The organism is Microvirga makkahensis (assembly GCF_009830105.1).
Classification (GTDB): Bacteria; Pseudomonadota; Alphaproteobacteria; order Rhizobiales; family Beijerinckiaceae; genus Microvirga; species Microvirga makkahensis.
The window spans coordinates 143,607-164,868 of record NZ_WURB01000006.1 but is presented as its reverse complement, the minus strand read 5'-3'; the positions used below and the strand labels follow the sequence as shown (position 1 = coordinate 164,868).

The window sequence follows — 21,262 nt, the reverse complement described above, 5'->3', positions numbered from 1 at the left end:
ACCGGATGAGCGCCTCAACGGACAAGTCCGCTTTTCGCGTCCGATGTTTTAAGGCCCGCCCGCGAGCGAGCCGACGACTGCCATCGCCAGCTCGTCGAGGTTCACGCGCCCCTCGATCGTCATCATCTCGGCCTCTTTCGCATCGACCCGCAGGCCCTGGCCTCCCGCCTCCGCCTGCCGCCGCAATTCGGCGACGATCGCCTCGCGCACCTTGTCTTCGAGGTTCATGGCTCACTCCTTCGTCCGGAATATCTCTCTGCGTGCCGAACGTCCGGCCGGGAGCGAGCGTTCCACCATCAGCGTGACGGCCCGCCCTTCCTGAGAGCGCGGAATTCCTCCGCGTCCATCACGCCGCGCCGGTTGTTGCAGGCCTGGCAGGCGAGCACGAGATTGGCGGGATTCAGCGGTCCGCCTCGGGAGCGGGGCACCACGTGATCGAGCGTCGCCAGGTTCGGCGAGCGGCTCAGGCCCCTGGCCAGGCGGTGCGTCTTCACCCCGCAATAGACGCACCGCCCGCCATCGCGCGCGAAAATCGTCTCGAACAGCTTGATGCGTTGCGCGGCCTTCATGAGATGGGAACCTGGCGGAGATCGGGTTGTTGCCCTTGGCACAGAACAGGAGCTCAAGCCATGGTAGACACCCGCCGCAGGAATCGGAACCCCACCAGGGACGACAACGGCTACGGCGACGTGCCGAACGGCGCCGTCGGCTTCCGGGGCGAGGGCCGGGAATATCCGGGCGGCTACGGCAGCGACGCCAACGAGTTCTCCGGAGGCGTGATCGACGACGGTCGCGGCGGTCCTCGCGACGATGAAGGATTCGCTCCCAACTATGCCCGTCACCGCTCGGGGCTCGGCGCACTCGGCGACCGCGACCCGAACGATCCCGATGCGCGCGGCATGGGACGAGATGCGGGACGAGATGCGGGGCGAGATGCGGGGCGCGACATGTCCGGTCCCCATCGCGGACGCGGCCCGAAGGGCTACAGGCGCTCCGACGATCGCATCCACGAGGACGTGTGCGAACGCCTGACGGAAGACCGCTTCATCGATGCCTCGAACGTGGAGGTGACCGTGAAGGAGGGCGAGGTGACGCTCTCCGGCACGGTGGCGAGCCGCGGCCTCAAGCGCCGCGCCGAAGACCTCGCGGAACTCGCCTCGGGCGTGCGGCACGTGCAGAACAATCTGCGGGTGGAAAGCAGCGCCTCGTGACCGCACGGTCTGCGCCGGAGCGCCCTGGTGGAGATTCTCCGAAGCCGCAAGAGGCGAGCGGTCGCGATTCCTCGGCGGATCCTCCGGATCGGGATGAATCGCAATGCAGCCCGCCCCGCGCAGCGCCTGCTCTGACCAGCCGCCCCTGAGAACGCCCTCCCTCCCGAGGATTGCGGGAACATCGCCCGCCGTCCGGCGTTGGCGCGCACTCGGAAGGGATCGCGCAGCATGGCAAGTCCTTCATCTGCTCCTTCATCTGCCCACGTGTCGGGCCGCCTCAGCGCGAGACCCGAGACGATCGTTGCCCCGGCCAGCACCCCGTCGGGCCACCACGCGCTCGAACTCGGTCGGGAGCGGGACGGCATCGTGTTCATTCCGCCGGGACTCGACCCGACCAGACCCGCGCCGCTGATCGTGGGGCTTCATGGCGCGGGCGGCATCGCCTCGCAGATGCTGGACCTGCTCGGCCCTGCGGCCGCAGCGCGGGGCATCATCGTTCTCGGGCCCGAATCGCGTGGCCAGACCTGGGATGTGATCCGCGGCGGGTACGGGCCGGACGTGGCCTTCATCGACGAGGCTCTTCGGAAAGTCTTCCGCATGCATCCCGTCGATCCCGCGCGGATCGCCGTCTCGGGCTTCTCGGACGGAGCCTCCTATGCGCTCTCTCTCGGCATCATCAACGGGGAACTCTTCGACCACGTCCTGGCCTTCTCACCGGGCTTCATGGCGCCGACGCGGACCGGCGATACGCCCAGGATCTTCATTTCCCACGGCGTCCGCGACGAGGTGCTGCCCATCGATCCCTGCAGCCGCCGCATCGTGCCCGCCCTGGAGAATGCGGGCTATGACGTGGAGTACCGGGAGTTCGACGGGGGCCATGTGGTTCCGACGGAGATGGTCGGGCGCTCGATCGACCGCTTCCTCGGCTAGGGCGCCGTGCGAGAAAGTGGACCCGGCTCCTCCCGAAGGATCCTCCGATGCTCTGGCGCCCTTCGTGGAGACGCTGCCGGACCTGCATGTGCCGTCGGAATGGGTCGAGGCTGCGCGCCGGATCGAAGGTGGCGCGATCCGAACCGTATGCGTGATCGGTCCGGCGGACAGCGGCAAGAGCACGCTGGCCCGTTTCCTTTTCACGGCGGCGGCCCGGGCCGGATTGAAGGCGGCCTTGATCGACACGGATCTCGGCCAGAAGACCGTCGGCCCTCCGGCCTGCGTCACCATGTGCGATGCGAACGGACCGTCCCTCGCCTTCGTCGGAACGACCGATCCCGTTCTCGGCTGGAAGCCGCTTCTCGACGGCGTGCATCGCCTCCTCGCGCGGACCGATGCGGCGATCAGGATCGTCAATACCAGCGGGCTCGTGTCGGGCCCCGGGCGGAGGCTGAAGGCCGCCAAGCTCGAGGCCATCCGACCCGACCTGCTGATCGTCCTCGGCGCGGTCCCCGACATCGGGGCACTGACCGGCGAGCACCCTGACATCGCGATCCTGCATCTCCCTTCCTCCCCTTGCGCCCGGCGCAAGACGGACGGAGAACGGCGGACCCTCCGACGCGAGGCTTTTCGGGGCTATTTCCGGCACGCCTCCGCGGTCGTCCTCGATCGCCGTCTTGCCCCCGACCTTCAGGCCGGGTCTCCGACCCTGGGCCTCCTGCTCGGACTGTCCGACGCGCAGGGCCGGGATCTCGGGCTCGGAATCCTCGCGGAGGGAGAAGCCGGCGGTCCGCTGAGGATCCTGACTCCCGTCGTGGAGACCCCGATCCATCGGATCACGCCCGGTTCGCTTTGCCTCGACGAACATTTTTCGGAGATCCGCAGGCGGGCTGGGAAAGGATCCAAGAACGAATGCGCCCTCCCGGGAGCCGCTAAACAATGCGGCCGACCAAAGACAAGAGACGATCCCCCGTGAGCGGAGACGGCTCCGGGCGGATTCCCATGGCTGAAACCTTGCTTTAGAGCATCATGCGGAAAAACGGGTCCACTTTTCCGCACGATGCGCTAGCAAGAACGGGGCCGCGCCTCGAAACGTCCTTCTCCTGCCCGTTGTCCGGTGATTCTCTCATGTTCGGCATCCCTGCTTACGATCTGGTCTGGCTTGTCGTGGCGCTCCTCGCGGCGGGAGCCATCACCGGCCTGCTGGCGGGTGTGTTCGGCGTCGGCGGCGGCGCGGTGGCGGTGCCGATCCTCTACGAGCTGTTCCGCCTCCTCGAGGTGCCGGAGGAGGTGCGCATGCCGCTCAGCGTGGGCACGTCGCTGGCCATCATCATCCCGACCTCGGTCCGCTCCTTCAATGCGCACCGGGCCAAGGGCGTGGTCGACATGTCGATCCTGAGGGTCTGGGCCGTGCCGGTGGTGCTGGGCGTGGTGATCGGCAGCGTGATCGCGCGCTTCGCGCCGGCGGACCTGTTCAAGGCGGTGTTCGTGATCGTGGCGGGCTTCTCGGCCATCCGCATGCTCTTCGGCAGGGAGACCTGGCGGCTCGGCCTCGACATGCCGGGCAAGGCCGCCATGGTGGCCTGTGGCGGGCTCATCGGCATTCTCTCGGCCCTCATGGGCATCGGCGGCGGCATGCTTTCGAATCTGTTCATGACCTTCTACAGCCGTCCCATCCATCAGGCCGTAGCGACCTCCTCGGGCCTCGGCGTCCTGATCTCGATCCCCGGCGCGCTCGGCTACGTCTATGCCGGCTGGCCGTATATGGCGGAGTATCCCGAGGTGGTCGCCTTCCGGCCGCCCCTGGCGCTGGGCTATGTGTCCCTTGTCGGGCTCCTGCTCTTCATTCCCACCAGTTCCTGGATGGCCCCGGTCGGAGCGCGTCTGGCGCACAGGCTCTCCAAGCGCAGGCTGGAGATGGCCCTCGGCATCTTCCTGCTGATCGTCTGCGCGCGCTTCGCCGCGAGCCTTCTCGTCTAGGGCACTTCCGGCTGGGGCGTCGGATGGATGACCGGCCTGTCCGGCTCCGGCGGCTGCTCGGGGATGGAGGATGGAATGCTCGGAGCTTCCGGCGGCTCGGGCGTTTCGGGCGGCGTCGGCATGCCTGGAACCGGCTCCGTCGGAGGCGGCTTGGGGTAGAATTCGTCGGGCTGCGGGCGGCTGCTGACGGTCGGGGGCAAGAGAGCCTTCTCCTCATCATCTCACCCAACAACCGTCGGAACCGATGAAAAGTTCTGAGGCGGGACTGCCGTCCGGCATGCCCCGGCTCCGCGCCTCAGGCGCGGGAGGTCAGATATTGCTCGATATCGAAGACCGGCCGGTTCGTCAGGCCCTTGTTCACCGCGGCGAGGATCTTCTGCCGCACCGCATCCGAGAAGTGCGTGCGCAGCCGCGCGAGGGTGCGTGGCGGCGCGGCCGGCACGAGAGCCTTCACGGCCGCAGCGGCCCCGGCGAGATTGATCGCATCAGCGACTTCTGTGGCGAAGTTGCGCTCGGCCTGCCCGTTCCAGACGGTCCGTGCGGTGGTATGCCGCTCGCCGCGAACCCCGGCTTGTCGGCTCCCTGCTGGCGGGTCGGCGGATTCTCCTCGGCCTGAATCACACGCTCGACCTGAAGATTCGAGAAGACATCGTCTTCCTCGTTCTTCAGAAGGAACGCCTTGCGCCCATCGCTGAGGAAAACCAGGCCGTCATAAGGAGGCTTGAGATTCTGGCTCACGGCCATACTCTTCGTAACCGGGGCAAGTCCTGCATGCCGGGCGTTCGGCGGGCCTTGATCGAATCATGGCCGCCGGCATCTGGCGGCTTGACCTCTCCGGCATTTGCCGTCAGGACGGTTGCCCCGCTCACGCTGACCCGGTGACGAACCATGCGCTTCCCGAAACCTCTCGCATTTGCCACATTGTTTATCACGGGCACGGCGTCGATTTCGGCTCAGGCCGCGGATCCCGTCTTCACGATCCTGCCCGAGAGCCCGTCCGGCTGGATCGTGACCCTCAAGGGCAACCTGCGTGCGCAGCCCACCTATCCGGGTGCGGACGATCTGAGCTTCATCGGCTATCCGTCCTTCAGCCTGCGCCGCGCGGGAACGGTGGAGCGCTTCAGCGCTCCCGACGACGGGCTGAGCTTCTCGTTCCTCGACGATTCGACCCTTCGCTTCGGCGCGGTCGGCCGATTCGTGGGAGGACGCTACCTGGAGGACGACAGGCGGCTTCTCGGCCTGAACAAGATCAAGTGGGCGGTCGAACCCGGTCTGTTCGTGGAATACTGGCCCGTGGACTTCCTGCGCGCCCGCGCCGAAATCCGTCACGGCATCAACGGACATGACGGCTTCGTGGCCGATCTCGGCCTCGACGCGGTGCAGACCTTCGGCGCCTTCACACTTTCGGCGGGACCGCGCCTGTCGCTCGGCGACAGCGAATTCACGCGCACCTATTTCGGCGTGACGCCCGAGGAAGCCGCCCTGAACGGGCAGGTGGAGGCCTATCGCCCCTCCGGAGGCATCACCTCGGTCGGCGCCACCGCGAGCGCATCCTACGTCTGGTCGGAGCAATGGACGACGACGGCTTTCGTGTCCTACAGGCGCTTGGTGGGCGACGCGGCGGACAGTCCGATCGTCCGGACCTTCGGCTCGGAGAATCAGGTCGGCTTGGGTCTCACCGCTTCCTATTCCTTCGGCATCGGACGGTGAGACGAAGGTACGGCGCCTGAAGCTCCGGGGAACCTCGCGCGCCGTCTCCTTGCCGGGACCTCAGGCGGCGAGATCCGCCGATCGGACCGTCTCGCCGCGATAGATGCAGCCTTCCGACGAGCCGGCCATGCCGCGCTTGAGTTCGACTTCCTCGAGGTTCGGGAAACGCTCCTTCACCTTGCGCCAGATATAGGTGGTGATGTTCTCGAGCGATGCGAGACCGATCTCGTCCTGCTTGAGATCGAGGTTCGCGTGATCGAGACCCGTTCCGTGATTCCCCTTCAGCTCCGCGATGTAGTTCTCGACGTCGTAGAGATTGACCGGCCATCCATAGACCTCGTCCACCGGACCGCCGAAGGTCAGCCGCGCAACGAAGGTATGCCCATGGAGTCCCGAATAGGGATGCACCGAATGGGCGGCCTCGAACGTGAATTCGCAGTAGGTCTTCATCGATCATGCTCCAGCTGATGGTGAGATTGACCGCTCGCGCCAGGGGGCTTCCACTCTCCACCGCCCCGGCGTGAGCGTGTGAACGAGTTCGGAGGCCGGTTTGGGCTGGTCGAAGTAATAGCCCTGCACCTCGGTGCATCCGGCTGCCGTGATCTGGAGGAACTGATCCTCCGTTTCGACGCCTTCGGCGACGGTTGACATGCCGAGGCTCGCGCCGAGCCCCGCAATCGAGCGGACGATGGCCAGGCAATCGGCCCGCGAGGAAAGCTCGCGCACGAAGCTCTGATCGATCTTGATCTTGTCGAAGGGAAAGCTGCGCAGATAGCTGAGGGAGGAATAGCCTGTTCCGAAATCGTCCATGGCGATGCGCACGCCCATGCGGCGCAGCTGGTGCAGGGTCGCGACGGTCAGGTTGTTGTCCTGCAGCAGAACGGATTCGGTGATTTCGAGCTCCAGCCGGTCCGGGGCCAAGTCGGAGCGCGCCAGGGCACGGCTCACGCTCTGCACGAGCGTCTTGTTCCTGAACTGCACGGGCGAGAGATTGACCGCGACCTTAATTCCCTTGGGCCATGTGGAGGCGGTCATGCAGGCCTGCTCCAGCACCCAATCGCCCAAGGACGAGATCAGGCCGATATCTTCGGCGACCGGAATGAACTCGCCGGGCGAGATCATGCCGCGTTCGGGATGCCGCCAGCGCACCAGCGCCTCATAGCCTCCGATCTCGTTGGCGCGCACGTTGACCTGCGGCTGGAAGTACAGCTCGAACTCGCGGTTCGCGAGCGCCTTGCGCAGATCGATCTCCAGAGAGCGGCGGGCCTGCAGCTCCGCGTCCATCTCCGGCTCGAAGAAGCGGTAGGTCGCCCGCCCGTCGGCCTTGGCGCGATAGAGGGCGAGATCGGCCTGCTTGAGGAGCTGATCGGGCGACAGGTTGCCCTCGGAGGCGACGGCGATGCCGATGCTGGTGCCGATCACGATCTCCTGCCCCTCGAGGTCGTAGGGCCTGCTCACGGCCTCGACGATGCGTGATGCGAGGGCTGCGCAATCCTGCGAATCGTCGACGGCGAGCTGCAGGATGGCGAACTCGTCGCCGCCGAGGCGGGCAACCACGTCCTGCTGGCGAATGCAGCTGCGCAGGCGGTCGGCCACGAGCTTGAGAAGGGCATCGCCCGTCTCGTGGCCGAGGGAGTCGTTCACATCTTTGAAGCGGTCGAGGTCGAGGCAGAGGATCGCCATCTTCAGCCGCTCGCGCCCGGTCTCTTCGAGAGCATGCTCCAATTGCTGCCGGAAGAGCACCCGGTTGGCGAGATCGGTGAGCGCATCGTGATGGGCCATGTAGGCGATCTGCGACTCGGCCTGCCGGCGTTCCGTGATGTCCTCGTAGGTCGCCACCCAGCCGCCGTTCGACATGGGCTTGTGCGAGATGGCGAAGGTCTGCCCGTCGGCTTCTTCGTGGATGAAGGCGAATTGCTGGCGTTTGCGCATGAGCTCCTGCTGTCCGGCCAGGATCTCGCGAAGTGGTCCCGCCCCCCTGCAGTTCTGGCTCGCCGCCTGATCGATCAGGTTGCTGATCGTCACGCCGGGTTGAACGGTCCTGTCGATGCCGAAGAGCTCCGCGAAGCGGGCATTGAAGACGATGATGCGCTCGGAATCGTCGACCATGCACAAGCCATGTGACATGTTGTTGAGCGCGGCGTCGAAGCGTTCGTTCTGCGTCCTGAGCTCGTGCTCCTGCATCTGCAGCGCCTCATTGCGGAGACGGAGTTCCTCGTAGGCGAGGCTGAGGGCCTTGTTGGTCTTCTCCAGCTTTGCGGAGATGTTCTCGAAGTTGTCCGCGTAAAGCCGCAACTCCCCGTGCGCCCGCTCCAGCAATCTGTTGTGCCATCCCAGCAGCGCCAGCAGGAACAGGCCGAACACGATCAGACCGGCCGCCAGACTCGAGAACATCCAGTGAAGCCGGATCAGTTCATGCTGGTCCTGCTCGGCGCGCTGGCCTCCGTAATGGTTGGCGGCGGCGGCGAGCCCTGCGAGCTTGGTCTCGAGCGGCTCCAGCACCTTGAGCGCCGCCATCGCGGAACCGGGCTGCTCCAGGCGCTCGATATGCGGCTGGATGTCCTTCAGCGCCTTGTCGAGCTCCTGGACGACGGCGAGCCATTCGGGAGCCGAATGGAGAAATTCGCGGAAGTCGCCCGCCAGCAGAAGGTTCTTCCGGCTCACGATGATGTCGTAACGCAGGCCGACCTCATCCTTGTCGACGGCAGGATCCTGAGCCGCGAACGCGCTCAGGCGCTGCTCGAGCCGCGTGAACTCGTGCACGGCCTGCGCCGCGTGCCAGGGGGTGTTGTAGCGCGCGACGTGCTTGAGAGCGTTCTGGCGCTCGACGATAAGGATCGAGATATAGGCTGCGGACACGATGAAGCCGACGATGACGACGGCAAGCATCAGTTTGAGCGTGCGCAGCGACAAACGATATTCTCCGGGGCGCTCGGGGGCGTTTTATTTCACGATGATCTTGAATACCTGCCACACCGACCGGCCGTAATAGGTCTGGTGCTGCAGCTCGGGATCCGTGTCGAAGGGATAAATGATGAAGAGAGGCCCCTTGTCGCGCACGGAGATGTACTCGCCGTTCACCTTGAGCGCGAGCAGGACCTTGTATTTCCTGACGTCAGAGACGGGAATGTCGCTGCTGTAGTCGTTCAGCGCCATCACCATCAGGTGCTCGCCCGATGCCCCAAGCCGATCCAGGAGCTTGGCCATCGGGACCCCTTCGAAGGTCGTCGGGCCCGAATACCAGGGGGTCGAGGTCGTGAAGGATTCCATGCCCAGGGCTTCCAGCATGGTCCGGTCGAACTCGGCGGCATCGCCCTTGTTGGTCACCGCGATCTTGCCCGAGACGGTGAGCACTGGCCGGTCTTTCGGCATCGCGAGCGCCGTCGCTCTCGCAACTGCCGTCCCATTCCAGGTCGAAAGTGCGAGGAACACACCGAGAAGAAGGATTTTTGTTTTGAAGATAGACATCGCCAGCCCACTATAGTGACCAGTAGTTACACTTATATCGACGGACTGGTAAAATCATATTTTTCGAAACGACGGTCGGCATGGCATTGGATACGTTATTATGTATGACGAAGTCTTCGCCGGCATCTTCACGCTTGTCTTGTCCCGATCTGAATTCTCTCCGCCCGAAAGCATCCTCCCGGGCCGCCTGCTTCCATGAGGCGGCCCGGTTCCGGAACCGATGGGGGAATTCCAGAAAGGTCAAGCCTTGAGCGGCTTGAGGCCCGCCTCGATCTCGGCCCGTCGCGGCTCCAGGAAGGGCGGCAGGGCGAGGCTTTCGCCGAGCCTGTCCATGGGCTCGTCCGTGGCGAAGCCGGGGCCATCGGTGGCGATCTCGAACAGGATGCCGTTGGGCTCGCGGAAATAGAGGCTGCGGAAATAATATCGGTCGATGGGACCGCTCGACGGGGCGCGCAGGGTCTGGAGGCGCTCCCAGCACTCCTGATAGGTCCGCTCGTCGGGCGTGCGGAAGGCCACGTGATGCACGCCGCCCGCGCCGGGCTGGGCCATGTCCAGATGCGGCTCCACGGCCACATGCAGCTCGGCGGCCGGCCCGCCCTCGCCCATCTCGAACACATGGACGGGCGTGTCGCCGATGCGGTACTCGCGGGCAGCGCGCATGTCCATGACCTCCGTCAGCACGCGGGCGGTGCGCTCGAGCCGAGGCACGCTGATGGTGATGGGCCCCAGGCCCCGGATCTGGTGCTCCGCCGGCACGGGGCTGCGCTCCCAAGAATGCGCCTCTCCTCTTCCCGCGTCATCGACGAGGCTGAGGCGCTGCCCTTCGAAATCCTCGAAATCCAGGACGAGCCGCCCATCGCGCTCGGTGATCGGCTGATGCGTGACTGCGAGGGAGGTGAGGCGGTCCTTCCACCATTGCAGCGCCTTTTCGCCGTTCACGCGGAGGCCCGTGCGGGTGATGCTGTGGGTGCCCCGCCGCTCCCGCGCCACAGGCCAGTCGAAGAATGTGATGTCCGTGCCGGGCGTGGCCCTGCCGTCGGCGTAGAACAGGTGGTAGGCGCTCACGTCGTCCTGGTTCACGGTCTTCTTCACGAGCCGCAGGCCGAGGGCCTGCGTGTAGAAGGCGTGGTTGCCGGACGCGTCGGCGGTGACGGCGGTGAGATGGTGGATGCCGGTCAGCTTCATGGGATTGCTCCATGGATGTCGACCCGAAGATAGGGCCTGGAGCGGCGCTCCGCGACCCGTTCAAGCGCCAAGGGAGCTTTGCCTGGGCGCAAGGTCGGCGGGTCGCAGGCCATGATCGTCCTCGTCATGGCCGTCCCCCGACTTGATCCGGGGATCAGCCCGGCCATCCCGATCGAAGGGGCGCGGCGTCTCACACCGTCGCCATCACCGGCACAAGCCGGTGATGGCGAAGAGCACGGGTTCAGGCCGCCTTCGCGCGCAGGTCGTCCGGGGTCACCTCCGGCGGGATGGGGCAGACATAGGAACGGCCGCCGGTGCGCTCCTTCAGCTCCGCCTTCGCGCGGACGACGATGTCCGGGTTGCGCAGGCAATCGGCAGCCGTGGTGGCCATGGCTTTTGCTGCGAGCACCATGCCCTTGTGGGCGGCGGGCAGGTTGCCCTGCGTGACGAGCTGCCAGGTGTGAAACGGGGTTCCGATGGCGAAGCACGCCGTGTGGCACTGCACCGTCGGCACGATCCAGCTCACGTCGCCCACGTCGGTGGTGCCCATGGAGACTTCCTCGCGAGTCGGCATCGCGAGCAATCCGTCGTGCAGCACCTGGTTGGCCAGGGAGCGGTCGTGCGGCGCGACGCTGGCCAGGATTTCTTCACGGGTGAGGGCGTTTTTCTGGAGCTCAGCGGCGAAGGCACGATCCGTCTCGTCGAAGCCCGGGCCGCCGAGGCGCTTCATGTTCTCGTACATGACCTCCTGCAGCACCGTGTTGGGCAACACGTTCGAGGTCGCGTCGGTGATCTGCACGGTGAAGGACGTTTCGGTCATCAGGGCCGCGCCTTCGGCGATTTTCTTCACGCGCTCGAACAGACGCTCCGCGTCGGGCAGATGCGGAGAGCGCACGAGGTAGAGCGATTCCGCATAGGCCTGCACCACGTTCGGCGCATCGCCGCCCGTGTTGGTGATGGCATAATGCACGCGCGCGTCGGAGGGCATGTGCTCGCGCAGGTAGTTCACGCCCACGTTCATCAGCTCCACCGCGTCCAACGCACTGCGGCCCACATGAGGGGCCGCCGCCGCGTGCGCGGCGCGGCCCGTGAAGCGAAAGTAAGCCTGGATGCAGGCGAGCGAGGATGTGGTCTGCACCTCGTTGACCACGCTCGGATGCCAGCAGAAGGCGGCGTCGAGATCGTCGAAGAGACCTGCCCGTGCCATGAAGGTCTTGCCCGAGCCGCTCTCCTCCGCGGGGCAGCCGTAATAGCGCACGGTGCCGGCGATCCCTTCCGCTGCAAGCGCATCCTTGAGCGCCACGGCGGCGAGCGCCGAAGCGGAGCCGAGGAGATTGTGCCCGCAGCCGTGGCCGGGCGCGCCCTTCGCGGTCGGCTTATGCTCGGTCACGCCCGATACCTGCGCGAGATCCGGCAGCGCGTCGAACTCGCCGAGGATCCCGACAACGGGACCGCCCTTGCCGTATTCCGCGACGAAAGCCGTCGCCATGCCGCCGACATTCCTGGTGATGCGAAAGCCCTCGCGCTCCAGCATGGCGATCTGCTCGGCGACCGACCGGTGCTCTTCGAAGGCCAGCTCCGGCATCGCCCAGATGCGGTCGCTCAAGGCGCAGTAATCGGCGGCCTTCGCATTCACGCGACGGACGATTTCATCGAGGCTCAGGGAATCGTTCTGCATGGGGCTCTCTGTTGATGGTTTCGCAGTCTTCTAGACCTGCGGGCAACGACACGGAAGCCGCGATGCGACGCATTACCCCGTCGCAAACAGATCCCGCGTGTCCGACGAAGCCACCGGCTCCTCGAAAGCGTTCGGGTCGCCCGGGCCCGTCTCCCATCCGAGATCAGGGAGCGCAATGATGCGAAGCCCTCGCGGGTCGTTGCGGGTCACGACGATGTTGCGGGTTTCCATATAGGCGATGAGGCGGCGCGCGCGGCCCGGCGAGCGGCTGCCGCAGGCGCGCGCGATCTCGCCGTCGGGCGGGCAGGGCGAGCCTTCCATGGCGGCGCGGGCGAGCAGCAGATAGACGCCCTGGATGTCCTCCTCGAGGGCGCCCGCGAAGGCGACCGCGCGGTCCCATTCGGTGCCCTCGGCCGTGGCGGTGTCGACGCCCGCCCGCGCCACCGCGAGGCGGCGGCGGAAGGCGTTGAGGGTCAGGGGCTCGCCGGACACGCGGCGAATGCGGCAGCGCACGAGGAAATCCTGGTAGAGCACGGCGACGGAGCGGAAGGCCGCTTCGGGATCGTCCAGGATCTCGCGCAGGATCGCGTCGAGGGCGGCCTCGCGCTCGGCCCTGGTTTCCTCGGTGGGCTCCTCCGCCTGCGGCTCCGGGGCGGCCGCCGCGCGGGCCCGGGCGAGCTGGGCCAGAAGATCGTTGGTGGAGGGGGCGGGCGGCGGAGGCGGCGCGCGGCGCGGCAGGACCGGGCGGGCGGCCACCTCGTCCTCCCCGGCCTTGAAGATGAGGTCGCGCGCGTCCTCCTTGGGCTGCTCGGGGAGCGGCATGAGCTTGAAGGAGCCCGAGCGGGCGGCGGTCTCCACCTCGCCGATGCGGATCGGCAGCGGGCGGCGCGACAGGGCGGGGCCCAGCGCCACGAAATGGCCGCGCTCGAGGTCGCGGAACATCTCGGCCTGGCGGCGCTCCATGCCCAGCAGATCGGCGGCGCGGGCCATGTCGATGTCGAGGAAGGTGCGGCCCATGAGGAAGTTGGAGGCTTCCGCCGCCACGTTCTTGGCGAGCTTCGCGAGGCGCTGGGTCGCGATGATGCCCGCCAGCCCGCGCTTGCGGCCGCGGCACATGAGGTTGGTCATGGCCCCGAGCGAGACCTTCCGGGCCTCGTCCGAGACCTCCCCCGCGGCGGCGGGGGCGAAGAGCTGCGCCTCGTCCACCACCACGAGCATGGGGTACCAGAAGTCGCGATCCGCGTCGAAGAGGCCGCCGAGGAAGGCCGCCGCGCAGCGCATCTGCGCCTCGGCGTCGAGGCCCTCCAGGGAAAGCACCACCGAGACCCGGTGCTGGCGCACGCGGGCGGCGATGCGCTGGATGTCGCCCTCGCTGCGGGAGGCGTCCACCACCACGTGGCCGAACTTGTCGGCGAGGGTGACGAAATCGCCCTCCGGATCGATCACGGCCTGCTGCACGAGGGACGCGCTCTGCTCGAGAAGGCGGCGCAGGAGGTGGGACTTGCCGGAACCGGAATTGCCCTGGACGAGCAGACGCGTCGCCAGAAGCTCCTCCAGATCGAGCTGAGCCCTCTGTCCTCCGGGGGTGGAGGAAACCACACCCATGTCGATGCCGACCTTCATCAGCCTCCCTCGTCAATCGTGAATTCCGGCGTGGTCCTAACACGGCAAAGCCGGCGGAAGTGCCCGGCATTACAAACTCCTCCACAGCCTTGCAATGCTATCCCCAGGCATGACGCCGCAGGTTTGACGGAAAGCGGCCACGTTTCCGGCTACGACCAAGGCCAGGCTGGCGGTTCATCGGAAGCGACCCGGGAGGAACCATGCCCTCGAATGTCCTGGCTCCTGGCGTTCCTTCCTCCGCCCCCGCCGTTCTGGACGGGCCTTCCGGCGTGCCGCTCCTGCGGGCGCTCGGGCGCCGCCCGATTCTCGACGAGGAAACGGGGCTCGGCCCTCCCCCGGCTGCGGAGCATCGCGCCCAGGCGGTCTTCGAGGTGACCGGAATTGTCCTGTTGCTCCTGATCGCCGCCGCCGCTGCCTGGATCCTGATCCGGAAGCGGATTTGAGCCCGTCAATCGGCGACGGCCGCCTCCGCCGCCCTCACGGCGCCGCCCCGCAGGGGGCGCTCCTCCATGGCCATGAGGAAGGCCAGCGCCAGCCCGAAGCCCGCGATGGCGGCGGCGAACACATAGGCGAAGACATCGGCGAGGTCGGTGCCGCTCTCGGCCGCCGCATCGCCCAGGCTCTCGTAACTCGCCGCGCCCGAAAGCCCCGCGCCGCCGAGCACGATGGCCCCGAAGACGGCGACGACGAGCGCGCCGCCGAGCGACCGGAAGAAATTGGCCGTGCCTGTCGCGGTGCCGAGCTCGTGGGGCATCACGGCGTTCTGGATCGCCACCATCGAGACCGGGAGCAGCGTGCCGAGCCCGATGCTGATGATCGCCAGCAGAGCCTCGACCGCCACGATGGGCAGGTCGCGCGCGAAGGCGGCCAGCAGGCCGGTCGCCGCCATGGCCACGAAGAGGCCGGCCACCGGCAGGCGCTTGTAGTGCTTCACCTTCGCCATGCTGCGCCCGGAGATGGTGGCCCCGCAGACGGTCCCGGCCATGAGCGGAATGAGCGCCAGTCCGGAGAGCGAGGCCGAGAGCCCGCGCACGGCCTCGAAATAGACCGGCAGGTAGATGGTCAGGCCGATATAGGTGCCCATGCCGAAGCAGGCGGAGAGCACGCCCATGCGCACCACCGGATTGTGCAGCACGCCCGGCGGGATCAGGGGCTCCGGCGCAAGACGCATGCGGATGGCGAACAGCGCCCACAGCACCAGCGAGCCCGCGACCAGACCGAAGATCGGCCAGGACAGCCACGGATGGCGCAGGCCGCCCCAGCTCAGGGCGAGCAGCAGGGAGACCGTCGCGCCGACCATAAGCACGGCGCCGAGGAGGTCCAGCCGGTGCGGCCGGTCGTGGCGCGGCAGCTTCTTGAGGCTGTGAAAGACGAGGACGAAGGCCAGGAGCCCGAGCGGCAGGTTGATCCAGAAGATCACCGACCAATGCAGATGCTCCGCGAAGAAGCCGCCGAGCACCGGGCCCACGAGGCTCGCGGTCATGAAGACGCTGGCGAAATAGACCTGGTATCTCCCCCGCTCCCTGGGCGCGACGATATCGGCCACGATGGTCTGCGCCAGCGCGATCAGACCGCCGCCGCCGAGGCCCTGGACACCTCGCGCCAGGATGAGGACGAGCATGGTGGGTGCGACCGCGCAGGCGATGGACCCGATGATGAAGATCACGATGCCGATCAGCATGGTGCCGCGCCGGCCGTAGCTGTCGCTGAACTTGCCGTAGAGCGGCGTGACTGCCGTGGAGGTGAGCAGGTACACCGTCACCACCCAGGGCAGATGCTCCAGGTCGCCGAGCTCGCGGCCGATGGTGGGGAGCGCCGTGGCGATGATGGTCTGGTCGAGGGCCGCCAGCAGCATCGCGAGCATGATGCCGACGATGATCGTGCGGATCTCAGCGTGGCTCAGGGCCGGAGTCGCGTGGCCTCTCGCGGCCTGGGGGGCTGGCTGATCCATCTTTGTCCTTCGCGGTTGGACCTATCTTTCTAGGAACTCGGCGCAGCTTTGTCTCAAATCCTGTTGCAGGTCAGATATGCGCCGGAGGTGGCCATCGGCCGTCGGAGCAGGTTTCAGGAGAACAGGCGGCCGCTCGGGAGAACGGTTTGAGCGATCGCGTGCTTCCGGGAGGGTTCCGTGAAAGGATCGCCGCGATGCTTCGGATCTGGAGTTTTCTGTCTCTCACCCTCGCGGCGCTGAGCCGCGGCCCCTGCTTCGCCCATGTCCTGGAGGCTCCGCCGCGCCTGATCGCCTGGCAGCCCGCATTGTGGCGCGAGGCGACCGCGTTCAACGGGCAATTCGAGCTCTTCGCCCTCGTCGGCGGCCCTCTCGATCTCGGAGCGATCGCCGCCACGGCCGCCCTCGCCTTCCGGCTGCGGGCCGACCGGAGCCGGTTCCGGCCGGCCCCGGCGGGCTTCCTGTTCCTCGCCCCGGGCCTGGCCGTGTGGTTCGGCTGGGTCTGGCCCGCCAACGCGGTGATCGCCGCGTGGCACCCCGGCCCCATCCCCGAGGCTTTCGCGGCGGTCCGGAACCGGTGGGAGACGGGGCACATGGCGGTTGCCGCCGTCAAGCTCATGGGTTTCGGCGCGACGGCCCCGGCCATCGCGCCGCGCACAAGGCCCTTGCCGGAAGCGTCGCGGTCACGCTAGCTGGAGACCTGTTTCGCATCGAATCCATGATCGCCCGCACCAAGCTCTCCCTCGCCCAGGCCCGCCGCATCGCTCTCGCGGCCCAGGGCTTTCACGAAACGCGGCCCGGCGGCCCGAACGCCCGCCACGTGAAGCGCCTGCTGCAGCGCTCGCATCTGTTGCAGATCGATTCGGTGAACGTATTGGTGCGCGCCCATTACATGCCGCTCTTCTCGCGGCTCGGCGCCTACGACCGGACGCTCCTCGAAAAGCTCGCCTATCATCCGAAGAAGCGGGAGACGTTCGAATATTGGGGCCATGAGGCCTCCCTGATCGCCCTCGACCTCCAGCCCCTGTTCCGCTGGCGCATGGCCCGCGCCGCCGCGGGCGAAGGCATCTATGGCGGGCTTGCGCGGTTCGGCCGGGAGAAGCGCGCCTTCATCGATCAGGTGCGGCGGGAGATCGAAACACGCGGCCCCATGGGCGCGGGCGACCTCTCCATCGGCGGCAAGGGCCAGGGCTCCTGGTGGGGCTGGAGCGACGGGAAGCGCGCCCTCGAATGGCTGTTCTGGGCCGGAGAGGTGACCACCGCCACGCGGCGCGGCTTCGAGCGCATCTACGATCTGCCGGAGCGGGTGCTGCCGTCCGAGGTGCTGAACGCGCCCACTCCCGACGAGGAGGAGGCCCAGCGGGAGCTGTTGAGGCGCGCCATCCGGGCCCTCGGCATCGCGTCCGAGCGGTGCCTGCGGGACTATTTCCGCCTGGAGGCGCAGGATGCGAAGCTGCGCATTCCCGAACTCGTGGAGGCCGGCGACCTCGTTCCGGTCGCCGTGGACGGCTGGAACGGGCCGGTCTATCTCGATCCGCGGGCGCGGATTCCGCGCCGCGTCGAGGCGCGCGCCCTCGTCTCGCCCTTCGATCCCATCGTCTGGGAGCGCACGCGCACGGAGCGCCTGTTCGATTTCCGCTACCGGATCGAGATCTACACCCCCGCCGAGAAACGGGAATTCGGCTATTATTGCCTGCCCTTCCTGCTCGACGAAAGGATCGTCGCCCGGGTCGACCTGAAGGCGGATCGCGCCAGGGGCGCCCTTGTCGCGCATTCGATCCATCCCGAGGCGGCCGTCGCGCCGGAGGAGATCGCGCCCGCGCTTGGCGCCGAGCTTCGCCTGATGGCCGAATGGCTCGGGCTTGAGCGCATCGACGCGCCCGGGAACTGGCGCAGGCGACTGGAGCTCTGACATGACCTCGCCGGATCGCCGACCGCCCCTATCTCCTGCGCTCATGAACACCTATCTGTCCCGCGTCCGGAGCCTGTGGCTTCGCTTCCGGCTGAACGAGATCGGGCCGCTCGTGTCCGTGGCGGCCTCCGCTTTTTTCGCCTGGGCATTCGTCGAGCTGGCCGACGGCGTGCTCGAGGGCGAGACCCATGCCTTCGACAGCACGATTCTGCTCGCCCTGCGGGATCCTCAGGATCTCGCCAATCCCCTCGGGCCCGGCTGGCTGGAGGAGGGCGCGCGCGACTTCACGGGCCTCGGCGGCTACGCGATCCTGACCCTGCTCACCGCGGCGACGGTTGCGTATCTGCTGATGTTGGGAAAGCGGGGGGCCGCCCTTCTCGTGCTGGTCTCCATCGTCGGCGGCACGCTGCTGTCGACAGGCCTGAAGCTCGGTTTCGAGCGGCCCAGGCCCGACCTCGTGCCCCATGCCACGCAGGTCTACACGGCGAGCTTTCCGAGCGGCCATGCCATGCTGTCGGCCATCACCTATCTGACCCTCGGCGCGCTCCTGGCCCGCGTGGAGAAGAGCCGCCGCACCAGCGCCTTCATCATGAGCCTTGCCATCGTCGTGACGCTGCTCGTGGGCGCGAGCCGCGTGTATCTCGGCGTGCACTGGCCGAGCGACGTGCTGGCCGGCTGGTCCGTCGGCGCCGCCTGGGCATCCCTCTGCTGGTTCGTAGCCCTGCAACTGCAACGCGGGGGACAGGTGGAAAAGCCGGGCGAGAGTTCCCTTCCGCCCGAGACCCATCAGGAATGACGGACGACGAGAACGCCGCCGAGAGGCCCGCCCGGAAGCCTCCGCGAAAGGTCACGCCCGCCTATCTGCAGCGGGCCGCGCTCGCCTATCTGGAGCGCTACGCCTCCTCCGCCGAGAACCTGCGACGGGTCCTGAGGCGCAAGGTCGACAAGCGCTGCCGCCTGCGGGGCGAGGATCCGGCGGAGTTCCGGGACATGATCGACGAAGTGGTGGCGAAGAGCCTGCGCACCGGCCTCATCGACGATACGCGCTATGCACAGGCCCGCGTGGCCACCCTGCGCCGTCGCGGCGGCTCGGCGCGGGCGATCCAGGCGAAGCTCTCGGCCAAGGGCGTGGATCGCGCCACCATCGCCGAGGCCCTCGAAGGCGGCGAAGAGGAGGACGAGGAAAAGGCGGCCCACGCGCTCGCCCGCCGCCGCAAGCTAGGGCCCTATCGTCCCGGCGAGCGGGCCCCCTATCGCGACAGGGATCTCGCCGCGCTCGCCCGCGCGGGCTTCCGCTTCGACGTCGCCCGCAGCGTCATCGACGGGGAGAGGGGCGATCCGGAGGTCTAATCTTGAGGGCCACCCCGCACGAACACGATCGTCGGGCTGTCCTTGTAGGTCGTGCGCAGGAACTCCCGGTATCCGCATTTCTCCGCCACGCGGATCGAGGGCCGGTTCTCCGGGGAGATGATGCAGACGGTGCGCGCCCCCTCGAAATGCTCGTCACCCCAGGATATGGCGGCGCGCACGGCCTCCGTGGCATAGCCCTTGCCGTGCGCGTGGGGTGCGATCACCCACCCGATCTCCGGCATCCCGTCGAAGGACGGCTCGATGACACGCCTGAAATCGGCGAAACCGACCTCGCCGAGAAAGCGGCCGGTCGCCTTCTCTTCGACCGCCCAATAGCCGAAGCCCAGCAAGGCCCAATGCCCCACATAGCGGACGAGGCGGCTCCAGATCTCCTCCTGGGTGGAGGGCCTGCCGCTGATGAAGCGCGTCACCTGCGGATCGCCCCAGAGAGCCAGGCTCTCGGCGAAATCGGCGACGCTGTGCGCGCGCAGAACGAGGCGCGCGGTCTCGAGCGTCGGAGCGGCGGCGGAGGGGAAGGACATTGGCATCGGGCGAATGTGCGACGAACTTGGCTCCCATGCAACGAGAGAGCTCCTCCGCCACGACGCATTCCGCCCCGCAGCGGAGGCATTGCGCTCCCCGCTCCCGCTTCGGCGGCGGGGCCGGGACGGTGCCGTCGAACCGGACGGGTCAGGCTGGAGCCCGGCAGGCGCTGTCCTACATCACCCTCGTCAACCTTCAAAGGAGATCACGATGAATCGCAAGGCAAGAGCCGTCTGGCAGGGCACGGGCAAGGATGGGTCCGGGCAGCTGACCTCCGATTCCGGCGTTCTGTCGTCCACCCCCTACTCCTTCAAGACCCGTTTCGAGAACGAGAAGGGCACGAACCCCGAGGAGCTGATCGCCGCGGCCCATGCGGGCTGCTTCACGATGGCTCTGGCCTTCCAGCTGCAGGGAGCGGGCTTCACGCCGACGGAGCTCGCCACCGAAGCCGTGGTCTCGATCGAACAGCAGGGTGACGGATTCGTGATCACGAAGTCGGCCCTCACGCTCAATGCCGATGTTCCCGGCATCGACCGTGCCAAGTTCGAGGAGCTCGCCCGCGCGGCCGAGAAGAATTGTCCCGTCTCGAAAGTGCTCAATGCTGAAATTTCGATGAATTTCACGCTGGCTTGAGCGTAATCGCTTGAGATCAATCGGTAATTCGATGGCCGGTCTCGTCCCGGCCATCCTTCCAGGGGCACACCCGCGACGATGTGAGGATTCATAGCAGAACCAATTCCCACTTGGCCCGTTGAGACATCAAGCGGCGCTTCATGCCGCATCCACGTGCTTAGGAGGAATACATGGTTGTGAAACATCTTGCGGTGGCTCTTCTCGGTTCGGCCCTGATCGCCGCCCCCGCGCTGGCGCAGACCTCGCCCGGTACCGGCACCACCACCAACCCCTCGACCGGCTCATCCCCGGCGATGAACAACAACACCGGCTCTTCCGCCACCGGAACCTCGAACACGGGCGGCTCGAACATGGGCAGCTCCGGCTCCATGACCCAGATGCAGCCCGGCCAATGGCGCGCCTCGCAGCTCGAAGGCTTGGACGTCTATAACAACAACAACGAGAAGATCGGCGACATCAGCGAAATGCTGGTTGACCAGAGCGGCAAGATCCAGGCCGTCGTGATCGGCGTCGGCGGCTTCCTCGGCATCGGCGAGCGCGACGTGGCCATTCCGTTCGATCAGGTCAAGTTCATGAACGAGCCGCGCAGCAACGCCACGGCTGCGAACACCGGCGCGGGCGGGACGGCAGGCACGGCGGCTACCGGCACGGCCGGGACGGCAGGCACGGCTACCGGCACGACGGCAACCGCGCCGAACACGACGGCCACCGCGCCGAGCACCACGGGTTCGACCGCTGCCGGTTCCACGGCGTCGGCCGATGCCGGCGAAGCAGACCGCTCGGCGCCCGATCACGCCGTGGTCAACATGACCAAGGAACAGCTGCAGGGCATGCCCGAGTTCAAGATGAACCGCTAAGCTCTTCGGCAGCGGATACGGGAAAGGGGCCTCGAAGGCCCCTTTCTTCTTGGCCCAGGGTCGGCTTTTGCCCGACCGGCCCCTCCAGAACCGCGTCCCGCATCGGCCTGTTGCGGGCGAAGGGGGCTTTCTCCGCGAAGGGACGGAATGGAGATTCCTTTTCGATCCGAGGGCCTGAACCCGTCTGCCGAAGGATCGCCCCGTCCCCGGAACGGATGCGACCGCCTGTCCCGG

24 protein-coding genes and 1 pseudogene are annotated in these 21,262 nt (G+C 67.1%); 12 read left to right on the top strand and 13 right to left on the bottom strand.

Annotation, left to right across the window (positions count from 1 at the left end; all coding sequences use genetic code 11):
• Nucleotides 1-48 precede the first annotated feature (48 nt).
• Together GR328_RS10945 and GR328_RS10940 are read right to left on the bottom strand one after the other, a co-directional pair.
• Nucleotides 49-228, bottom strand: coding sequence for a hypothetical protein (locus GR328_RS10945; protein ID WP_160884561.1), 180 nt, complete (start codon nt 226-228; stop codon nt 49-51).
• 68 nt (nt 229-296) lie between these two features.
• Nucleotides 297-569, bottom strand: a complete 273-nt coding sequence (locus tag GR328_RS10940) for an HNH endonuclease (protein ID WP_160884560.1) — start codon at nt 567-569, stop codon at nt 297-299.
• A 60-nt stretch (nt 570-629) separates the two neighbouring features.
• Here GR328_RS10940 and GR328_RS10935 point away from each other — a divergent pair, with 60 nt between their 5' ends.
• The 4 genes from GR328_RS10935 (at nt 630) to GR328_RS10920 (ending at nt 4,121) form a co-directional block, all read left to right on the top strand.
• Nucleotides 630-1,211, top strand: coding sequence for a BON domain-containing protein (locus tag GR328_RS10935; RefSeq protein WP_205789904.1), 582 nt, complete (start codon nt 630-632; stop codon nt 1,209-1,211).
• Between the two features lie 228 nt (nt 1,212-1,439).
• Nucleotides 1,440-2,141 carry an alpha/beta hydrolase gene (locus GR328_RS10930; RefSeq protein WP_160884558.1) on the top strand — a complete coding sequence of 234 codons (702 nt, stop codon included), beginning with the start codon at nt 1,440-1,442 and terminating at the stop codon, nt 2,139-2,141.
• A gap of 16 nt (nt 2,142-2,157) precedes the next feature.
• Nucleotides 2,158-3,117, top strand: a complete 960-nt coding sequence (locus tag GR328_RS10925; RefSeq protein ID WP_160884557.1) for a Clp1/GlmU family protein — start codon at nt 2,158-2,160, stop codon at nt 3,115-3,117.
• 152 nt (nt 3,118-3,269) lie between these two features.
• Entirely contained in the window at nt 3,270-4,121 is an 852-nt protein-coding gene (locus GR328_RS10920) for a sulfite exporter TauE/SafE family protein (protein WP_160884556.1), read from the top strand.
• On the opposite strand, the gene GR328_RS10915 is transcribed toward GR328_RS10920, so the two are convergent.
• The 3 genes and pseudogenes from GR328_RS10915 to GR328_RS27290 all read right to left on the bottom strand — a co-directional run bounded on the left by GR328_RS10915 (nt 4,118) and on the right by GR328_RS27290 (nt 4,859).
• Complete coding sequence (locus tag GR328_RS10915) at nt 4,118-4,321, bottom strand: hypothetical protein (protein ID WP_160884555.1); 204 nt, start codon at nt 4,319-4,321, stop codon at nt 4,118-4,120. The genes GR328_RS10920 and GR328_RS10915 overlap by 4 nt on opposite strands.
• Nucleotides 4,322-4,416: 95 nt before the next feature.
• Nucleotides 4,417-4,677 (bottom strand): annotated as a pseudogene (locus tag GR328_RS10910) (host attachment protein); the annotation flags it as partial.
• Nucleotides 4,572-4,859: a host attachment protein gene (locus GR328_RS27290; RefSeq protein WP_246215803.1), complete on the bottom strand. Its 288-nt coding sequence runs from the start codon at nt 4,857-4,859 to the stop codon at nt 4,572-4,574. The pseudogene GR328_RS10910 and the gene GR328_RS27290, both read right to left, overlap by 106 nt.
• 150 nt (nt 4,860-5,009) lie before the next feature.
• On the opposite strand from GR328_RS27290, the gene GR328_RS10905 reads away from it, so the two are divergent.
• Nucleotides 5,010-5,831: a MipA/OmpV family protein gene (locus tag GR328_RS10905; protein WP_160884554.1), complete on the top strand. Its 822-nt coding sequence runs from the start codon at nt 5,010-5,012 to the stop codon at nt 5,829-5,831.
• A gap of 60 nt (nt 5,832-5,891) precedes the next feature.
• Here the strand turns inward: GR328_RS10905 and GR328_RS10900 are convergent, their stop codons facing one another.
• The 6 genes from GR328_RS10900 to GR328_RS10875 all read right to left on the bottom strand — a co-directional run bounded on the left by GR328_RS10900 (nt 5,892) and on the right by GR328_RS10875 (nt 13,785).
• A complete protein-coding gene (locus tag GR328_RS10900; RefSeq protein ID WP_160884553.1) occupies nt 5,892-6,281 on the bottom strand; it encodes a 6-pyruvoyl trahydropterin synthase family protein in 390 nt (129 codons plus the stop codon).
• Between the two features lie 3 nt (nt 6,282-6,284).
• On the bottom strand, nt 6,285-8,744 hold the full coding sequence (locus GR328_RS10895) for a putative bifunctional diguanylate cyclase/phosphodiesterase (protein ID WP_160884552.1): 2,460 nt from the start codon (nt 8,742-8,744) through the stop codon (nt 6,285-6,287).
• A 30-nt stretch (nt 8,745-8,774) separates the two neighbouring features.
• The gene (locus GR328_RS10890; RefSeq protein WP_160884551.1) at nt 8,775-9,299 is read right to left on the bottom strand and encodes a putative pterin-binding protein; all 525 of its coding nucleotides are present in this window, start codon (nt 9,297-9,299) and stop codon (nt 8,775-8,777) included.
• A 240-nt stretch (nt 9,300-9,539) separates the two neighbouring features.
• Nucleotides 9,540-10,484, bottom strand: a complete 945-nt coding sequence (locus GR328_RS10885; protein WP_160884550.1) for a ring-cleaving dioxygenase — start codon at nt 10,482-10,484, stop codon at nt 9,540-9,542.
• Nucleotides 10,485-10,725: 241 nt separating this feature from the next.
• Nucleotides 10,726-12,162: a M20 family metallopeptidase gene (locus GR328_RS10880; protein WP_160884549.1), complete on the bottom strand. Its 1,437-nt coding sequence runs from the start codon at nt 12,160-12,162 to the stop codon at nt 10,726-10,728.
• Between the two features lie 72 nt (nt 12,163-12,234).
• Entirely contained in the window at nt 12,235-13,785 is a 1,551-nt protein-coding gene (locus GR328_RS10875; protein ID WP_160884548.1) for a helicase HerA domain-containing protein, read from the bottom strand.
• A gap of 200 nt (nt 13,786-13,985) precedes the next feature.
• Here GR328_RS10875 and GR328_RS10870 point away from each other — a divergent pair, with 200 nt between their 5' ends.
• Nucleotides 13,986-14,228 carry a hypothetical protein gene (locus GR328_RS10870; protein WP_160884547.1) on the top strand — a complete coding sequence of 81 codons (243 nt, stop codon included), beginning with the start codon at nt 13,986-13,988 and terminating at the stop codon, nt 14,226-14,228.
• A gap of 5 nt (nt 14,229-14,233) precedes the next feature.
• Here the strand turns inward: GR328_RS10870 and GR328_RS10865 are convergent, their stop codons facing one another.
• Entirely contained in the window at nt 14,234-15,736 is a 1,503-nt protein-coding gene (locus GR328_RS10865; protein ID WP_160884546.1) for an MDR family MFS transporter, read from the bottom strand.
• A 194-nt stretch (nt 15,737-15,930) separates the two neighbouring features.
• Between GR328_RS10865 and GR328_RS10860 the strand changes: the two genes are divergently transcribed.
• From GR328_RS10860 to GR328_RS10845, 4 genes are read left to right on the top strand one after another with little or no spacing between them, the layout of a single operon-like run.
• Nucleotides 15,931-16,425 carry a DUF1772 domain-containing protein gene (locus tag GR328_RS10860; RefSeq protein ID WP_160884545.1) on the top strand — a complete coding sequence of 165 codons (495 nt, stop codon included), beginning with the start codon at nt 15,931-15,933 and terminating at the stop codon, nt 16,423-16,425.
• A gap of 26 nt (nt 16,426-16,451) precedes the next feature.
• Nucleotides 16,452-17,645 (top strand): winged helix-turn-helix domain-containing protein, encoded by a 1,194-nt coding sequence (locus GR328_RS10855; protein ID WP_160884544.1) that lies wholly within the window; start codon nt 16,452-16,454, stop codon nt 17,643-17,645.
• A gap of 43 nt (nt 17,646-17,688) precedes the next feature.
• Nucleotides 17,689-18,441 (top strand): phosphatase PAP2 family protein, encoded by a 753-nt coding sequence (locus GR328_RS10850; protein ID WP_160884652.1) that lies wholly within the window; start codon nt 17,689-17,691, stop codon nt 18,439-18,441.
• Nucleotides 18,438-18,995, top strand: coding sequence for a regulatory protein RecX (locus GR328_RS10845; RefSeq protein WP_160884543.1), 558 nt, complete (start codon nt 18,438-18,440; stop codon nt 18,993-18,995). The genes GR328_RS10850 and GR328_RS10845 overlap by 4 nt, the downstream gene beginning before the upstream one ends.
• Here the strand turns inward: GR328_RS10845 and GR328_RS10840 are convergent.
• Nucleotides 18,992-19,543 carry a GNAT family N-acetyltransferase gene (locus GR328_RS10840; RefSeq protein ID WP_160884542.1) on the bottom strand — a complete coding sequence of 184 codons (552 nt, stop codon included), beginning with the start codon at nt 19,541-19,543 and terminating at the stop codon, nt 18,992-18,994. The two genes, GR328_RS10845 and GR328_RS10840, sit on opposite strands and share 4 nt — an antisense overlap.
• Before the next feature lie 205 nt (nt 19,544-19,748).
• On the opposite strand from GR328_RS10840, the gene GR328_RS10835 reads away from it, so the two are divergent.
• The gene (locus GR328_RS10835; protein WP_160884541.1) at nt 19,749-20,171 is read left to right on the top strand and encodes an OsmC family protein; all 423 of its coding nucleotides are present in this window, start codon (nt 19,749-19,751) and stop codon (nt 20,169-20,171) included.
• 170 nt (nt 20,172-20,341) lie between these two features.
• Nucleotides 20,342-21,028 carry a PRC-barrel domain-containing protein gene (locus GR328_RS10830; RefSeq protein ID WP_160884540.1) on the top strand — a complete coding sequence of 229 codons (687 nt, stop codon included), beginning with the start codon at nt 20,342-20,344 and terminating at the stop codon, nt 21,026-21,028.
• Nucleotides 21,029-21,262: the final 234 nt, after the last annotated feature.